The 16,584-nt window shown below is 28.9% G+C and carries 15 protein-coding genes; 3 read left to right on the top strand and 12 right to left on the bottom strand.

What is annotated here, in order from left to right:
* Window positions 1-3 precede the first annotated feature (3 nt).
* The 10 genes from ACUXZJ_RS03095 to metG form a co-directional block, all read right to left on the bottom strand.
* Window positions 4-324 (bottom strand): Hpt domain-containing protein, encoded by a 321-nt coding sequence (locus ACUXZJ_RS03095; RefSeq protein ID WP_060381311.1) that lies wholly within the window; start codon window positions 322-324, stop codon window positions 4-6.
* Window positions 311-1,357: a sensor histidine kinase gene (locus ACUXZJ_RS03090; RefSeq protein WP_446195751.1), complete on the bottom strand. Its 1,047-nt coding sequence runs from the start codon at window positions 1,355-1,357 to the stop codon at window positions 311-313. The genes ACUXZJ_RS03095 and ACUXZJ_RS03090 overlap by 14 nt, the downstream gene beginning before the upstream one ends.
* Window positions 1,357-2,490, bottom strand: coding sequence for an FIST signal transduction protein (locus ACUXZJ_RS03085; protein ID WP_060381313.1), 1,134 nt, complete (start codon window positions 2,488-2,490; stop codon window positions 1,357-1,359). The genes ACUXZJ_RS03090 and ACUXZJ_RS03085 overlap by 1 nt, the downstream gene beginning before the upstream one ends.
* The gene (locus ACUXZJ_RS03080; protein ID WP_446195749.1) at window positions 2,487-4,424 is read right to left on the bottom strand and encodes a PAS domain S-box protein; all 1,938 of its coding nucleotides are present in this window, start codon (window positions 4,422-4,424) and stop codon (window positions 2,487-2,489) included. Before ACUXZJ_RS03080 ends, ACUXZJ_RS03085 begins: the two co-directional genes overlap by 4 nt.
* A gap of 4 nt (window positions 4,425-4,428) precedes the next feature.
* Window positions 4,429-4,971, bottom strand: a complete 543-nt coding sequence (locus ACUXZJ_RS03075; protein WP_446195747.1) for a heme NO-binding domain-containing protein — start codon at window positions 4,969-4,971, stop codon at window positions 4,429-4,431.
* Between the two features lie 5 nt (window positions 4,972-4,976).
* Window positions 4,977-5,390, bottom strand: a complete 414-nt coding sequence (locus ACUXZJ_RS03070; protein ID WP_014165761.1) for a response regulator — start codon at window positions 5,388-5,390, stop codon at window positions 4,977-4,979.
* A 278-nt stretch (window positions 5,391-5,668) separates the two neighbouring features.
* Window positions 5,669-6,352, bottom strand: coding sequence for an HAD family hydrolase (locus tag ACUXZJ_RS03065; RefSeq protein WP_063744157.1), 684 nt, complete (start codon window positions 6,350-6,352; stop codon window positions 5,669-5,671).
* A 55-nt stretch (window positions 6,353-6,407) separates the two neighbouring features.
* Window positions 6,408-6,590, bottom strand: coding sequence for a hypothetical protein (locus ACUXZJ_RS03060; protein ID WP_060381315.1), 183 nt, complete (start codon window positions 6,588-6,590; stop codon window positions 6,408-6,410).
* Between the two features lie 8 nt (window positions 6,591-6,598).
* The gene (locus ACUXZJ_RS03055; protein WP_060381316.1) at window positions 6,599-7,108 is read right to left on the bottom strand and encodes a ferritin; all 510 of its coding nucleotides are present in this window, start codon (window positions 7,106-7,108) and stop codon (window positions 6,599-6,601) included.
* A 380-nt stretch (window positions 7,109-7,488) separates the two neighbouring features.
* Entirely contained in the window at window positions 7,489-9,564 is a 2,076-nt protein-coding gene (gene metG, locus ACUXZJ_RS03050; RefSeq protein WP_060381317.1) for a methionine--tRNA ligase, read from the bottom strand.
* Window positions 9,565-10,258: 694 nt separating this feature from the next.
* Between metG and ACUXZJ_RS03045 the strand changes: the two genes are divergently transcribed.
* The 3 genes from ACUXZJ_RS03045 to ACUXZJ_RS03035 all read left to right on the top strand — a co-directional run bounded on the left by ACUXZJ_RS03045 (window position 10,259) and on the right by ACUXZJ_RS03035 (window position 12,383).
* Window positions 10,259-11,161 (top strand): S66 peptidase family protein, encoded by a 903-nt coding sequence (locus ACUXZJ_RS03045; protein WP_235588334.1) that lies wholly within the window; start codon window positions 10,259-10,261, stop codon window positions 11,159-11,161.
* Between the two features lie 36 nt (window positions 11,162-11,197).
* A complete protein-coding gene (locus ACUXZJ_RS03040; protein WP_060383785.1) occupies window positions 11,198-11,557 on the top strand; it encodes a YraN family protein in 360 nt (119 codons plus the stop codon).
* A 163-nt stretch (window positions 11,558-11,720) separates the two neighbouring features.
* On the top strand, window positions 11,721-12,383 hold the full coding sequence (locus ACUXZJ_RS03035; protein ID WP_060381319.1) for a hypothetical protein: 663 nt from the start codon (window positions 11,721-11,723) through the stop codon (window positions 12,381-12,383).
* 96 nt (window positions 12,384-12,479) lie between these two features.
* Here the strand turns inward: ACUXZJ_RS03035 and mfd are convergent, their stop codons facing one another.
* Window positions 12,480-15,833, bottom strand: a complete 3,354-nt coding sequence (gene mfd / locus ACUXZJ_RS03030) for a transcription-repair coupling factor (protein WP_060381320.1) — start codon at window positions 15,831-15,833, stop codon at window positions 12,480-12,482.
* A 5-nt stretch (window positions 15,834-15,838) separates the two neighbouring features.
* Window positions 15,839-16,468, bottom strand: a complete 630-nt coding sequence (locus ACUXZJ_RS03025) for a hypothetical protein (RefSeq protein ID WP_060381321.1) — start codon at window positions 16,466-16,468, stop codon at window positions 15,839-15,841.
* Between the last annotated feature and the right edge of the window lie 116 nt (window positions 16,469-16,584).

The following is a 16,584-nucleotide window of genomic DNA, read 5'->3' as shown; positions in this document are numbered from 1 at the left end:
TCATTAAGTTAATTGATCAACAAATTGTTGCATAGCATCTAAAATAGCCTCAAATTCTAGTTGTAAATCTGTTGATTGTTTCAGTAAATTTATTTCAAACTCTTCAGCAAGATAATAACTTTTTTCCATTCCTAAAACAGAAATTTTATGTTTAAGTTTATGTACAGAAGAAGCTGTTTGTTGGAATTTTTTGGCGGTTATGTTTTCTTTATAAGTATTGATTTCTTCTGGTAATTCTTGTTTTATTACGGAAATTATTTTTGTTCTAAATACATCGTTATCTCCTGATAATTGTTTGATATAGCTTTCGTTAGGTTGTTCCATGTTGTTTAGATAAAGTAAAATAAAATGTTGATCCTTCATTTTCTTGGCTTTTTACCCAAATTTTCCCTCTATAGAAAAGTACGATTTTTTTTACAATAGACAAACCTATACCTGATGAATTGTTATCGTTTTCTAATTTGGTAAAAACATTAAATATTTTATTGAAATATTCTGGACTAATTCCTTTTCCATTATCTTTTATATAAAAAAGATAATTTTCTTTTTGGTCTTCGTAACCTATTTCAATAATTCCTTTTTCTTTATTCATTGAATTTAAGGCATTATCTATTAAGTTTTGAAAAATTTGCTTGAATCTAATCGTATTTCCATAAATTTTTGGAAGGTCTGAGGAAATGTACACTTTAGTATTTAAAGGAATATGGAAACTTTTTAGTACTTCTTCACAAAGTATATTAAAATCAACTAATCTATCACTGGTTTCTAGTTTATCAATAGTAGAATACTCTAAAATTCCTTTGATTAAGAGATCCATTTTTTCTACATTGACTAATACTGAGTTTAGGGAGTTTAGACAATCATTTCCTATTCTGTCTTTATTATCTTCAATGAACCAACTTACTAGTGTATGTATGTTTCTTAAAGGGGCTTTTAAATCATGTGAAACTACATGAGCATACTCGTTTAATTCTTGGTTTTGTTCTTCTAAATCTTTTAATAAGGTTTCTCTTTGTTTGTTTATGGAAATAATTTCTATGGTTTGTTTTTTTAATTTTTCTACAAGATCTTTCTCATTTTCTATTTCATTTAGTGTAGACTTGATAGCCATTGAATTAATAATTTCCTCAAGATTTTTATTGATTTCTTTTAAATTAATTGTTTCAAGCCTTAATTTATCATTTGCTTCATAGAGTTCATCAGAACTTATTTTCATAGCTCTTTGAGACATTTTTAATTGCTCGTCATAATTGTTGTATGAATCATTAATAGCATTAATAAAATCCTGATTTAGTAATAAATCGGTACCTTCTTTTTTTAAGTATTTGTCTATTTGTCTACTTAGTAGAGGATTCATTATTCACTTATTAAGGTTAAAGTCATGGTTTGATTATGCAGTTCACAGCCAGTATTTCGATCAAAAGGAGCTATTTCGCCATAGGAATAAAAACCACTGATGACAGCTTGATTACCAATTGTTTTTTTTACTTCTTCAATTTCTTCTTCTACTCTTTGATCCATTACTAATTTTCTACCGATACAACTGACTAATAACGCAAATTCAGGTTTATTTATTCTATTTTGCATTGCTTCTTGAGCTGCTTTTTGTGCCCCTTCTGAGAGACCGTCTACTGATGTCATCATCAATTGCACTTTAGAATTGATAGGAACATCACCTGCGAGTGTCATAGAATGATTATCTTCATTTATATTTAATACGGTTCTTACTACGGCTCTTTCTTTATTTTCTGCTTTTACATGTAATGGATATAACAATGCTGCTTTAGGTAGTTCGTTTGCTTTGTCGCCAAGATATTTTCTATAAAGTTCTAGAGCAGGTTTGTCATCTATTTCATATAAAATATTGGCATCAGATTTTGTAATTAATCGTTCAGGACCAAATGTGAGCCAACCACCATGGCTAGCTACTGATATTTCTAATGTTTCTCCATATAACCCAATTAAAATCACTTCTCCTACTTTTGGATCTTCTTTATAGGAGGCAAGTGTTTTTTGAAATCGATCATCATCTCCGCAAATTCCTCCAGAAATCGGAATATTGTGAAGCATTATAGATTCAATGCCTGCTATTAATGAATTACCATTAACAAAACTACCTTCGGATATTACGATCAAATGTTTTAGTTTTTCTTTAGGTATATCCTGAGATAATTTTTTACCTAGTTGATAAACATCTAAATTATATTCTTTGATGTTGCCATTTTTTATAATAAAAGTAGATTTTTCAAATTCTATGGCGGTAATATGAACCGTATTATTTATTACGTTCGTATCAATAATTTCTCCCGAGGTAGAACCAAAAACTAAATGTTCATAAGGAAATTCTTTTCTGATTTTTTCTATAATTTTAGGGTCTTCTAATAGTTGTCTATTGCCAAAAACTAAAACGAAAGGATTTTTTAATTCTTGTTTAGAAACTACATAATTCCATTCAAGATTTTTTTCTAGAAATGCTTGTACTATCTTCATCGTATTAGTTTTGGGATCTTAATAAAAAAAGTGGTTCCTATATTTTCTTGACTTTCAAGCCATATTTTTCCCTTATAGTTTTCAATAATTTTTTTTACTATTGAAAGTCCTATTCCTGTAGATTTTTCGTGTTTAGTAAAAGATTGAAATATGGTAAAAATTTTATCTTGATTTTCAGGGGCTATACCAGGACCATTATCCTTTATGCTGAATAAATGGCTGTCATTAGTACCTTTATAATCTATGATTACTTTTCCTATAGGCTTATCTATATAGGTTACAGCATTACTAATTAGATTTTGAAATAATTGTTGTATTCTATACTGGTCAGCTGTAATAATTGGTAAAATAGTAGCTATAATAACTTCAACATTTTCTGGAATATGAATTATCTGAATTATATTTTGTATGATTTCATTGATATCAACTTCTTCATAAACATTTTCTAATGTGTCTATTTTAGAATAGGTCAAAATTCCTTGAATTAGATGATCCATTTTTTCAACTTTGCCTTCAATCATTTCAAGATAACTTAATGTTTGTGCACTAAATTCTTTCAGATTGTCTTCCTTGATCCAAGAAATTAATGAATGAATGCTTCTAAGAGGCGATTTTAAATCGTGTGAAACTATTTGGGCATAGTCATTGAGTTGCTGATTTTGTTTTTTGAGTCTAAGTAATAATCGTTCTTTTTGTAGTTCTAGATTTTTTTGTTGTGTAATATCTAAATGAATACCTATAGAACCCACTATATTACCTTTTGCATCGTAATTAGGACCACCACTAATAACCCAATAGCGATCGTCTCCGTTTTTAGTTTTTGCTAAAACCTCATAGGAATCAGAAATTCCCTTTTTTCTTGCTTTATTTTGATCTGCTAATAGCATCTTGCTTGTATCATTTGCCAATAAATCAGTTGCATTTTTACCAATTAGTTCATCTATGGTGTAACCACTCATCTCTAGAAATGACTGATTTGAAAAAAGAATTAGATCATCATTATCTACTTCAAGTAGTCCTAAATTCATATTTGCAATGATGCTACTATATTTTTCTTTTTCATATTTCAAGGCATCTTGATAAGACTTTTCATTGCTAATATCTTCTTCTATTGCAAAGTATTTGATTATTTGACCGTTATCATTTTTTAATGCTTGACCATGAATCCTAACCCAATATTTAGTTTTATCTTTTGTATAATTTAATATTTCACAATTAAAGGGTTCTCCTCGAGAAAGTTGTTTTTTTAAATAAGCTATAGTTTCCTTATTAGTTTCTTCACCTTGAAGGAATGCACCTGGTTTTTTTCCTATTACTTCTTGATTGTTATAACCCGTTACTTTTTCAAAACTTTCATTTACCCACTCAATTTTACCTTCCTTATCGCAAATAATGACAGCGTTTAGGTTTACTTTTGCAATAGAGGATAAGACCTGAAGTTCTTCTTTATCTTTTTCAAGTATTTTTTGTTGTTGATTGATTTTAAGAACCAATTCATTTAACTCTTGATTTTGAATTTCTTGATTTTTTAAGACATGTAATAAATCAATTAGTGGGTCATTGAAAGCAAAATCTTGAAAAGTTAGATTATTTTCAACAACCTCTTTTATAGAATTAAACCAAGGAGAGCCGGTAAAGAGATAAAAATTTCCATGTAGATTTATTTGTCCTCGAAGAATTATTTTTTTATTATGTGTATGTAATATAACTAGCTGATCTAATGTTTGTGTAAAATTATTAGAATGAATATTCTTAAAATGTGGTCTTTGAAAATTAAAGGATTCCATAAAATAAGTATCCAGTTCAATTTTGGGTAATAACTTACTTAATGTTTTTCCTAAACTTATGATTTTTAATTGGTCATCAATTAAAATATGGAAAGGAAAAATAGAATTAAACTCATCTTTGTTAAAATTGAATTGAATATTACACATAGTTCTACCAACTTATATTAAAAATCTCGTGAGTATCGCCTTTATTACGGCTTTTGATAACTTTAATTTTGACAGGAGTTTTAAATGAAATACTTAAACCTTGAATCAAACCTTTTACAAAAGCCTGTAAACCTTCTCTTACGGAGAAGTAGTGTAAGTTAAGACTTTTTTCGGAAATATCCGATACTTTAAATTCAGGAGGAGTTAGATTAGGATAAATAAGCATGACTCTATTATGGAATAGAGGAAGATTAATTAAAAAATCTTTTAAAGAAGTGCCTCCTGATTCCATCAAACCTTGGTATTTCTCCTGTGTTGTTTTTAAAACCCACCATTCTCCAAAAGTTGTGAGAGCTTCATCAATTGTTGTGTTTAACTCTTTAGCAGTCGTATTTGCTAATTTATAAGTTACATCATCATCATAAGATTGTCCACTTATAAAATAATCTTGGTTAATACCACTTTTATTTCGGATCTCATTCCATTTTTGTTCTCCAAAATTTGATATGATTAAATCTTGAATAGCTTTATTTACAATTCCATACATAAAAATCAATGTGAAATTAATTCATTACGACTCCAATACTCAAAAAGAGATTGAACTTTTTCAACATATTCATCATATTTTAGAGGCTTAATAATATAGCCTGCTATTCCTATTTTGTAACATTCTAATAAATCTTTGTGGTTACTAGAGGTAGAAAGGATTATAGAGGGTATATATTTTAACCTTTCGTCTTCTTTTAAGATTTTTAGAAATTCAATCCCATTTAATTTTGGCATGTTTAAATCTAACACGATTATATCGGGTAAAATGTCTTTGTTTTTTAAAATATCTAGGGCTTCGACACCATTATTTGCTTCAATAACTTTATGGACTAGATTTAATGAGTTAATTACCCTGTTGAATTTCATAACCTCAATTTTATCATCTTCTAAAAGAAGAATGTTTAGTAATTTTTTCATTCCCAAAAATTTATTTAATAAAAATTATTGCAGTAAACATTCAAAAGTAATGATTTGATGAAGGTTGTGGAATCTTATTAGTTGATTGGTTATCATAAAAAGATTAATAACACGAATGTATCGACGAAGATTAAATTATATATATCGTTTTTTGAATGGATAAGAATTTATTATTAATGGCATAAATCGTTGTTTAATGCTCATTACGTTTTATATAGAAATACTAAATAAGAGTATTCCTTAAAATAATTAATATTTTGATTGTAGAGTTTTAATGTTTACAGTAGTGATAATATATCTCTAATGGATTCAATTGCTTTAAAGTTGGTGTGTTTAATTTCAAAATCAATTTGTTCGTAGGTCCAAGTAGTGTGATAAGGAATATGCACTCCGTAACCTCCTATATTTAATACAGGCAATACATCTGATTTTAAAGAATTGCCAATCATCATAAAATCTGAAGCTTGTACATCTAATCTTCCTAGCATTTTAGTATAGTCAATCTCTGTTTTATCCGTCATTACTTCAATGTGATGAAAATAATGACCTAATCCTGAATCATGTAGTTTGCGGTGTTGGTCTTTTAAATCACCTTTTGTGGCTACAATTAATTTGTATTTATCTTTTAATTCTTCTAGTACGTTTTCTACTTCTGGGAGTAGTTCTACTGGTTTTAGTAATAAGTCTTTTCCTATTTGGAGGATTTTATTTGTAATATTTCCAGAAATTTGATTTTGAGTTAATTGTAAGGCTGATTCAATCATAGAAAGAGTGAAGCCCTTAATTCCAAAACCATATAGAGGCAAATTTTTAATTTGATTGTTTAGTATTAATTGTAAAATTTCTTGATGCGAGGCGTAGCTGTGAAATAAAGTACAAAATTTTTCTTGCGCTTCGTCAAAGTAAGGTTCATTGTGCCATAAAGTATCATCTGCATCAAAAGCTATTATTTTAGGAGCCATGTTTGAATTATTTAAAGAGTTTTCAAAAATAAAATATTTTAAATGAAAAACTCCCTCATTTGGAGGGAGTTTTAATTTTATCAATCAAATCAAACATAGGACAACGTTTGCATCTTTTTGATTCTTTTTTCTTGTATTTTTCACAACATTTTGACTTGCACTTTTCAGCTTTTTTGTGTAATCTTTCTAAAGCTTTTTCGTGATTGTCCTTGTTTTTATTTTTTTCTTTTTTGCTCAAAACAAGCGTTATTTGGCTTCATTATTTTTATTTGTTATTTGAAGTATGTCTCTATCAAATAAATACAAACCACCTTTGTCATCACCTATCATGTTTATTTTGTCTAGAATAGATTTTGCTTGTGCTTCTTCCTCTATTTGCTCTGCTACATACCATTGTAAGAAATTATGTGTTGCATAATCTTTTCCTTCAAAAGTAATGTGTACTAAATCATTAATTGAATCAGATACAAATAATTCATGTTTATACAATTCTTCAAACATTTCTTGAAAAGTGTTGAAGGATGTTTTTGGCATTTTTAAATCAGTTATTAAGGCATGCCCTCCTCGTTCGTTTACATATTTTACTAATTTAAGCATGTGCATACGCTCTTCATCAGATTGTAAATACATAAAACGGGCAATTCCTTCAAAGCCATGTATTTCTGCCCAACAAGCCATAGATAAATATACTTGTGATGATTCGGCTTCTATTCTAATTTGCTTATTTAACGCGTCTTCAATATTCTTTTGTAACATAAAAATAGGTTTGTTTACCAAGCAAAGGTACGAAAAAATGTTAGGTTATAATTAGGTTACTTAATTTTCTTAATTATTTCCTTTAGATGAAATATATGAGAGTATGTCTTTTTTTAATTAAAAATGAGAGGAATAATTAATAATTGAAATGAATAAATTCCTCAATATGTTTTGTTATTCCTTATTCTATGTAATGTTAGGTTTTACATATATTTTTTAAAAGAGAAAAGGGTATTCTAAAAAAGTAATCTTATTATGTCTATCATAAAGAGAAATGATTTAGTTTTTATGCTGTAATTTCTCTTGTACTTGAAACGATGAACGAAAATTTGAATAATTATTTTTAGAAAACCCTTTATCTGTATTTTGAAATTTGTGTATTAAGCTATTGTGGCTCCGTTTTCAACTCCTTCATTTTCAGGATTTACAAAAACTAGTTTGCCTTCCGTGTTTTGAGTTAATAAAAGCATTCCTTGACTTTCTACGCCACGTAAAGCGCGTGGGGCTAGATTTACTAAAACAGTTACACGTTTACCAATCACTTCCTCTGGTGTAAAATGTTCTGCAATTCCTGAAACAATTGTACGAATATCAATTCCTGTATCTACTTTTAAAACTAACAATTTATCAGCTTTTGGCATTTTTTCGGCTTCGATAATAGTTCCTACACGTAAATCTATTTTTGAAAAATCATCAAAAGTAGCGGTTTCTTTTTGAGGCATAATGTTATTTTTTGTTGAAGCTTTTTCAGCAGCATTAGCTGTTTTGGTTGCTTCTAATTTGTCAATTTGTTTTTGTATTTCAGTATCTTCGATTTGGGCAAATAAAACATCTGTTTTTTCAGTCAAGATGAGGTGTCCTGCGGGTAATAAATCTGATGTTTTAGCCACTTTGTTCCAATCTAGTTGCTCTAGATTTAAGATTTTAGCTAATTTATTAGCTGTAAAAGGTAAAAAAGGTTCAGTTAATACACGTAAAGCAGCTGCTATTTGTAGAGCTACATACATTTGTGTTTTTACTCGTTCTGGATCTGTTTTAACCATTTTCCAAGGTTCCTCATCAGCTAAATATTTATTACCTAAACGAGCTACATTCATCATTTCACCTAAAGCTTCTCTAAATCTATAACGTTCAATAGAAGATGCTATTACGGCTGGATAGGCTTTTAATTCAGTTAATGTTTGTTCATCAACTTCTGTAAAAGTATTTGGAGTAGGAACAATTCCGTTGTAGTAGTTGTTAGTTAAAACAACTACTCGATTAATAAAATTTCCAAAGATGGCTGCTAGTTCATTATTGTTTCTTGCTTGAAAATCTTTCCAAGTAAAATCATTGTCTTTTGTTTCTGGAGCATTAGCAGTTAGAGCATAACGTAATACATCTTGTTTTTCTGGAAAGTCAGATAAATACTCATGTAGCCATACCGCCCAGTTTTTAGAAGTAGATAATTTATTTCCTTCTAGATTTAAGAATTCATTAGCGGGTACATTATCGGGTAAAATGTAATCTCCATGTGCTTTTAGCATGGCAGGAAAAATTACACAATGAAAAACAATGTTATCTTTTCCTATAAAATGAACCAATTTAGTGTCCTGATCTTTCCAATACGGTTCCCATTCTTTACCTTCTTTTTGTGCCCATTCTTTAGTAGAGGAAATATAGCCAATAGGAGCATCAAACCAAACGTATAATTTTTTACCTTCAGCACCTTCTACAGGGACATCAATCCCCCAGTCTAGGTCGCGTGTTACTGCTCGAGGTTTTAATCCGTCATTTAGCCATGAACTTACCTGACCATATACATTTGATTTCCAGTCATTTTTATGTCCCTCAATAATCCATTCTTTTAAAAAAGTATCATATTGATCTAAAGGTAAAAACCAATGTTTTGTTGATTTTAGAATAGGTGTTGTTCCTGTTATAGTTGATTTTGGATTGATTAAATCCGTTGCATTTAAAGAAGTTCCACATTTTTCACACTGATCACCATAAGCCTCTTCATTAGCACATTTAGGACAAGTTCCCGTTACAAATCGGTCTGCTAAAAATTGTTGTGCTTCTTCATCAAATAGTTGATCTGTAGTTTCCTCTATAAATTTGTTTTCCTCATACATTTTTCTAAAAAAAGAAGAAGCCGTTTCATGATGTATCTTTGCAGAAGTTCTTGAATAATTATCAAAAGAAATTCCAAAGTCTTCAAAAGATTTACGAATAATTCCGTTGTATTTATCAATTACTTCTTGTGGAGTAATACCTTCTTTTTTAGCTTTCATAGAAATAGCTACACCGTGTTCATCACTTCCACAAATGAAAACCACATCTTTTCCTTGTAAACGTAAGTATCGAGCGTAAATATCCGATGGCACATATACCCCAGCTAAATGACCAATATGAATAGGACCATTAGTATAAGGTAAGGCTGCTGTAATTGTATATCTTTTTGGATTTATTATCATAGTAAATCAATTTTTTAAAAACGATTTGAAACAAGTATAAATTTAAGGCTACAAAAATACTATTCTATTTTGTATTCAGATAAAAAAAGCATGATATAAAATAAAAAACTCAATTTAAATGTTTGAAAAGATTATTAAGAAGATACGATTTTAGCACTAATACTATTTAAACATAAAATATACTGGATTAAAAAGTAAAATTCTCGATCTGTTTTTTTATTTTAAAACAACCCTAATAAACGGTTGAGTATATAATTGAAATCATCATTAGTTCGAGCGCGCATCGCATCGAGAATCAAGACTAATTTTTAGATACTGCATTAAAAAAGTGTCTAAATCAACATACAGTTTGTCACTCCTACGTAAATAGGAGTCTCATAATAAATATTATGTAATTTCTCCCTTTGGCCGTAATGAAAAGATTGCGAACTTTTTGGACAGTCTCAAGATTAAAAAAATAGTATTATGAGGAAATTTCAAAGTTTAAAAGGTATAATATTTTTTGAGAATATTTTATATAAACAGAAAATATTTATCGAATAAAGAAGATAAGATTAATATAAGTAAATATTTCTTCATACTTATTTGTTTCGGTTTATTAGTTAGTTTTGCAATCTATAAGTATTTTTCAGAAAACATGAAATTTCATCTTTTATTTTTTTTAATTTTTTATTGTTCTTATTCACAAAAAAATATGATTACACCACCTTATTTAAAGAAAGGAGATACCGTAGCTATTGTGGCTACAGCTCGTAAAAACATAGATGATAATTTAAAACCCGCAATAGAATTGCTAAAAAGTTGGGGATTAGAAGTTAAGATAGGTAGTACAATTGGCTTAGACTTAAATCAATTAGCAGGAACAGATGAGCAACGCGCAAAAGATTTTCAAGAGCAATTAGATAATCCAAATATTAAAATGATTTGGTGTGTACGCGGGGGGTATGGAACTGTAAGAATGATTGATTTGTTAGATTTTACTAAGTTTAAGCAAAATCCAAAATGGATTGTAGGTTTTAGTGATGTAACCGTTTTACACAGCCATCTAAATACAATGGGATATAAAAGTATTCATGGTATAATGCCAGTAACTGTGGCTAAAGCAACCAAAGAAGCGAAAGAATCTATGCGAATAGCACTGTTTAATGATGAGCAATTAGAATATACAATTTTGCCGCATTTTATGAATCGTTTAGGATTGGTTAAAGGACAATTAGTAGGAGGGAATTTATCCATTTTGTATAGTTTATTTGGATCTGCTTCAGCGATTGACTGTACAGATAAAATTTTATTCATAGAAGATCTTGATGAATATTTATATCATATTGATCGTATGATGATGAACTTGAAACGCAATGGATGTTTAGAAAGTATTAAAGGAATTGTTGTAGGAGGAATGACCAAAATGAAAGATAATGAAATTCCTTGGGGTAAAGATGCCTTGCAAATCGTGGAAGATGTAACAAAAAAATACAATATTCCTATTATTTACGAATTTCCAGCAGGTCATATAAAAGATAACAGAGCATTGATTCTTGGATCAGAAGTAGTATTAGATGTTAACAAAGAATGTTCTAAGGTTATTTTTAAACCATAATAATAGAAGTAATTATTGTTAATAAAAATAAAAGGTATGGCAGAACATAACGAAATAGGTAAACAAGGAGAAAAAGCCGCAGTTGAGTATTTGCTTCAAAACAATTATGAAATTTTAGAACAAAATTATCAAGCTAGAAAAGCTGAAATAGATATTATTGCACGTAAAGACAATTGGTTAATTGTTATAGAGGTTAAAACTAGAACTTCTGTTGACTATGGTAATCCTGAAGATTTTGTTAATAAAAAGAAAATAAAATTATTGGTAAAAGCAATAGACGAGTATGTTCAAGAAACAAATTTAGATCTTGAAATTCGTTTCGATATTATAGCAATAATAAAAAAAAATGAAGTTCACACAATAGAACACTTAGTTGATGCGTTTTATTATTTTTAATAAAAGGTGAAAAAACAAACAATAAATTATATTTGATAAAAAATTTGTATTTATTTTGTGAATTATAAATATATTTGCATACTGTGAGGTTATTTATTTTACATTATATATTCTAAAAAACAAACTAACAATGAGTGAAAATTAAAATTTAAATTCCCCAGAAATGAAAACAATTTCTTCTGTAGTAGAAAACTACATCAGGTCTAAGCCATTTTTATTAAATGCGTTATCGCAAGGTATTATCAATCTTACTTCTTTAGCAAGATTAATCACAGAAGAGCTCGAAGCTGAATTAGGAAAAGATGTAAAACAAGGTGCTATTATTATGGCTCTGAAAAGACTATCGGAAGATTTAAGCTTTCAGGTAAACCATAAGATTACAAAGGTTTTAAGAGAAATCGGTGAAATAACAGTTCGTTCTTCTTTGAATGATTATACGTATTTAGTTTCTGATAGTATTTTTCAAAAACAAGCCGAGTTAATAACTGAGCTTAATAAACGACAAGATGTATTTTTTACTTCTTCGAGAGGTGTTAATGAAACGAACATAGTTGTTAGTGATTCTGTAAGTGAACTCGTTGATAAATATTTTAAGGATGAAAGATTAACTCAAAAATTAGAAAATCTTTCCTCTATAACTGTTAAACTTCCTAAAGAAAATACTGTTACCCCTGGTATTTATTATTTTATTTTCCAGCGCCTTGCTTGGGAGGGTATTATTATATATGAAGTTATTTCTACCTCTAATGAATTTACAGTATTAGTAGATGATAATGTAGTAGATAAAGCCTTTAAAATAATTAAAGACTTAAAGTTAACGAAATAGAATTTTTCAACTAAGTAAGTGATTTCATCTAACTCATCAAGAAAATTTTCTTTTCTTGATGAGTTTTTTACCTTTTTTGAAATTTAAGATATTTTTCTAAATCATTTGAATTAACTCTAATGCTTTTTTGATAGATTTTACATTTTCGAAAGTTAACAATAAACGAAGCCCGTTTTTAGTTTCTTTTTCCTTCATTTTGCAAAGATTTGCATTTTGTTGTATAAATTGTAAGACTTTGTGAAAACGGGAAGATTGATAGTAATCACTTTGTTGATCTCCTACAAAATAACAAACCAGTTTACCTTGTTTTAATACTATTTTTTCAATTCCTAAATGAGTTGCTTTCCATTTTAAACGCAAGCTATCTAATAAGGCTAAACCAGATTTAGGTAATTTCCCGAAACGATCTTCCAATTGTTTTTGGTATTCTTGTAGTTTTTCTTCGGTTTTAATGATCGCTAATTCATTATACAAATTCAAACGTTCAGTTACACTGTTTATGTATTCATCTGAAAAAAGCAGTTCAAAATCAGTATCAATTTGAAGGTCTTTTACATATTCCTTTGTTTCAATATTACTTTCTTCTGGATATAAATCTTTAAATTCGTTTTCTTTTAATTCTTCAATAGATTCTTGCATAATTTTTTGATAGGTTTCAAAACCAATTTCATTAATGAAACCGCTTTGTTCACCACCTAATAAATCACCAGCACCTCGAATTTCTAAGTCTTTCATTGCAATATTAAAACCGCTGCCTAATTCACTAAATTGTGTCAATGCTTGAATACGTTTACGCGCCTCTTCGGTCATTACGGAATAAGGAGGAGTTATAAAATAACAGAAAGCCTTTTTATTACTTCTTCCCACACGACCACGCATTTGATGTAAATCCGATAATCCAAAATTATTGGCATTGTTTACAAAAATAGTATTGGCATTTGGTACATCTAAACCGCTTTCAATTATAGTAGTAGCAACCAAAACATCAAATTCGCCTTCCATAAATGAAAGCATAATTTCTTCTAATTGTTTTCCTTCCATCTGTCCATGACCAATACCAACTTTTGCATTGGGTACTAAACGTTGAATCATTCCAGCAATTTCCTTGATATTTTCCAAACGATTATTTATGAAATAGACTTGACCTCCTCTTTCAATTTCGTATGAAATAGCATCACGAATTACTTCTTCATTAAATCCTATTATTTGTGTATCAATAGGATAACGATTAGGAGGGGGAGTGCTAATTACAGATAGATCTCTTGCAGCCATTAAAGAAAATTGTAACGTTCTAGGGATAGGTGTTGCCGTCAGTGTTAATGTGTCCACATTATTAGCAATCGTCTTTAATTTGTCTTTTACGTTTACCCCAAATTTTTGTTCCTCATCAATAATTAGTAATCCTAAATCTTTAAATTTAATATTTTTGTTGACCAATTGATGAGTACCTATAATAATATCTAATTTACCAGATTCAAGATCTTTTAGAATTTCAGATTTTTGTTTGGTTGTTCTAAAACGGTTTAAGTAACTGACGTTTACAGGTAAGTCTTTTAATCGTGATTTAAATGTTCTAAAATGTTGGTAGGCAAGAATAGTTGTGGGAACTAAAACAGCAACTTGTTTACTATTATCTACGGCTTTAAAAGCGGCACGAATGGCAACTTCTGTTTTCCCAAATCCCACATCGCCACAAACTAAACGATCCATAGGACGTTCGTTTTCCATATCCGCTTTTACATCTTGAGTTGCTTTTAGTTGGTCGGGTGTATCTTCATAAATAAAAGAACTTTCTAGTTCGTGTTGTAAATAACTATCAGGTGCAAAAGCATATCCTTTATCTAAACGACGTTTGGCATAAAGCTGAATTAAGTTAAATGCAATATGTTTAACACGAGCTTTTGTTTTTTGTTTTAAGGTTTTCCAAGCATTTGAACCTAATTTATAGATCTTAGGAGGTGTGCCATCCTTTCCATTGTATTTTGATATTTTGTGTAATGAATGAATGCTTACATATACAATATCATTATCAGCATAAATTAGCTTAATAGCTTCTTGCGTTTTGCCTTCAACTTGAATTTTTTGTAGACCACCAAATTTTCCAATTCCATGATCTATATGTGTTACATAATCACCTACACTCAAAGAATTTAGCTCTTTTAGTGTGATATTTTGCTTTTTAGCATATCCATTTTTAATGGAAAATTTATGATAACGTTCAAAAATTTGATGATCAGTATAACAAGCTATTTGATTTTCTTCGTCTATAAAGCCTTGGTATAGAGGTAAAACAATAGTTTCATAATCTTTAGCAAAATGTTCGTGCTGTTCTTCATCCATTGACTCAAAAATATCATGGAAACGTTTAGCTTGTTGTTCATTAGCACAAAACAAAAAGTTTTTTAGCTCATTCTGACGATTATTTTTTAAATTTTCCATTAATAAATCAAATTGTTTATTAAAGGAAGGTTGTGGTTTTGTATAAAATTCAAAAGTGTTTTGAATCTTAAAAGTAGGTTTAGCAGATATTTCTACTATTGAAAAATTTAATGCTTGTTTGATAAATGTTTCTTGGTTTACGAATAAATCATTAGGGGTAGCATGTTTAAGATCTTTCGATAATTTTTCAAAACTTTCTTCTGCTTTTGCAAAAAGCTTATCTAAACTATTTAGTAAGGAATCTGCATTTTGAATAAAAATGGAGGTTTTAGGATGAATGTATTCTAAAAAACTTTCACGTTTTTCTTCTAATAATTTATTTTCAAAATTAGGAATAATCGTAATTTTATTCTTAGTTTCAATAGATAATTGAGTACTTACATCAAAGGTTCTTATGCTATCTACCTCATTGCCAAAAAATTCGATTCTATAAGGATTGTCGTTTGAGAAAGAAAAAACATCTAAAATACCTCCACGTACTGAAAATTCACCAGGTTCTGTAATAAAATCAACACGCTTAAAATCGTATTCAAATAGTACTTCATTGATAAAATCAATTGAAACTTTATCATTAATTGAAATTTTTAAAGTGTTTTTATCTAATTCTTTTTTAGTGACTACTTTTTCAAAAATGGCTTCAGGATAGGAAACAATAATACAAGGTTTCTTTCTAGAATTAATCCTATTTAGTACTTCTGAACGAAGTAAGACATTTGCGTTATCGGTTTCTTCTATTTGATAAGGTCTTCTGTAAGAGCTAGGATAAAAGAGAACCTCTTTTTCTCCTATTAAGTGTTCTAAATCGTTTAATAAATAAGCGGCCTCTTCTTTTTCATTGGCTAATAATAAAAAAGATTTGTCTGTTTTTTGAAATAAGGCTTCTATGACAAATGACAAAGAAGAGCCTATTAAACCTTTAAGATGAACTTTGTTATCATTGTTTAATAAATGAGCTATTTGGCTGATCTTAGAATGATTAAAAAATGACTGCTTGATATAATCGGTATTCAAAATAATTACTTTATTTCTTCGAATGATGGAACTTCTTGTTTTGTTGGATTTTGGAGATCAGGATTTATATAATATTCTGATTGTTTTCCATTAATGCGTTTAATCATATCTTCCTCTCCTTCCTCCATTTGGATATGACTACGACGTACAATTTCTTCTATTTGATCGTTAAAAGCATTTACTTCTAAATTTAAATCTGAAACTAACATGACTACTCTTTGTTCAGGGATACGATCAACATTTAAGAACATATTTAGAGCTTTAATTTTTGTAATGATAGCTGAAAGCCTTACATTAATTTGGGGTTTTTGAAGTTTTATGGGAATTGTGTTGGGTAAAACATCTACTTTTTGTACCAAATTTTTAGTTTTCAATTTAAAAGCATTGAGAGAACTTTTGGGTTTCTGATATAACTCATTAATAAATAAACGCCATTCATTCCAGTTTAAAGCTATTATTTCTGATTCAGGAGTTAGTTTTCTTTCAGAAAAAACCCAAGCTTTGTCTAAAGAATTAAAAACTAATTCTTTTTGTTTAATTGATTTTTGAATTTCAATAGAATCGTCTTGTTTTTCTTTTTTACAAGAAATAAAAACTAAGATCAAACCTAAATTATAGATAAAAAAAGATTTCATTTTAAAAAATTATAGATTACAAAAATACAACTTTTGTGTAATGGAAACTAAATCTATAATAGATCTTGAAACAGCATAATCATAATTACGTATATTTGCTTCCTAACTATTTTTAA

It is taken from the genome of Flavobacterium sp. TN-1 (assembly GCF_052828645.1).
This window is presented reverse-complemented; position numbering and strand designations above follow the sequence as displayed.

Coding starts and splice junctions, on each gene's coding strand:
- ACUXZJ_RS03095 (WP_060381311.1), bottom strand. CDS start 324: ATGGAACAACCTAACGAAAGCTATATCAAACAATTATCAGGAGATAAC.
- ACUXZJ_RS03090 (WP_446195751.1), bottom strand. CDS start 1,357: ATGAATCCTCTACTAAGTAGACAAATAGACAAATACTTAAAAAAAGAA.
- ACUXZJ_RS03085 (WP_060381313.1), bottom strand. CDS start 2,490: ATGAAGATAGTACAAGCATTTCTAGAAAAAAATCTTGAATGGAATTAT.
- ACUXZJ_RS03080 (WP_446195749.1), bottom strand. CDS start 4,424: ATGTGTAATATTCAATTCAATTTTAACAAAGATGAGTTTAATTCTATT.
- ACUXZJ_RS03075 (WP_446195747.1), bottom strand. CDS start 4,971: ATGTATGGAATTGTAAATAAAGCTATTCAAGATTTAATCATATCAAAT.
- ACUXZJ_RS03070 (WP_014165761.1), bottom strand. CDS start 5,390: ATGAAAAAATTACTAAACATTCTTCTTTTAGAAGATGATAAAATTGAG.
- ACUXZJ_RS03065 (WP_063744157.1), bottom strand. CDS start 6,352: ATGGCTCCTAAAATAATAGCTTTTGATGCAGATGATACTTTATGGCAC.
- ACUXZJ_RS03055 (WP_060381316.1), bottom strand. CDS start 7,108: ATGTTACAAAAGAATATTGAAGACGCGTTAAATAAGCAAATTAGAATA.
- metG (WP_060381317.1), bottom strand. CDS start 9,564: ATGATAATAAATCCAAAAAGATATACAATTACAGCAGCCTTACCTTAT.
- ACUXZJ_RS03045 (WP_235588334.1), top strand. CDS start 10,259: ATGATTACACCACCTTATTTAAAGAAAGGAGATACCGTAGCTATTGTG.
- ACUXZJ_RS03040 (WP_060383785.1), top strand. CDS start 11,198: ATGGCAGAACATAACGAAATAGGTAAACAAGGAGAAAAAGCCGCAGTT.
- ACUXZJ_RS03035 (WP_060381319.1), top strand. CDS start 11,721: ATGAAAACAATTTCTTCTGTAGTAGAAAACTACATCAGGTCTAAGCCA.
- ACUXZJ_RS03025 (WP_060381321.1), bottom strand. CDS start 16,468: ATGAAATCTTTTTTTATCTATAATTTAGGTTTGATCTTAGTTTTTATT.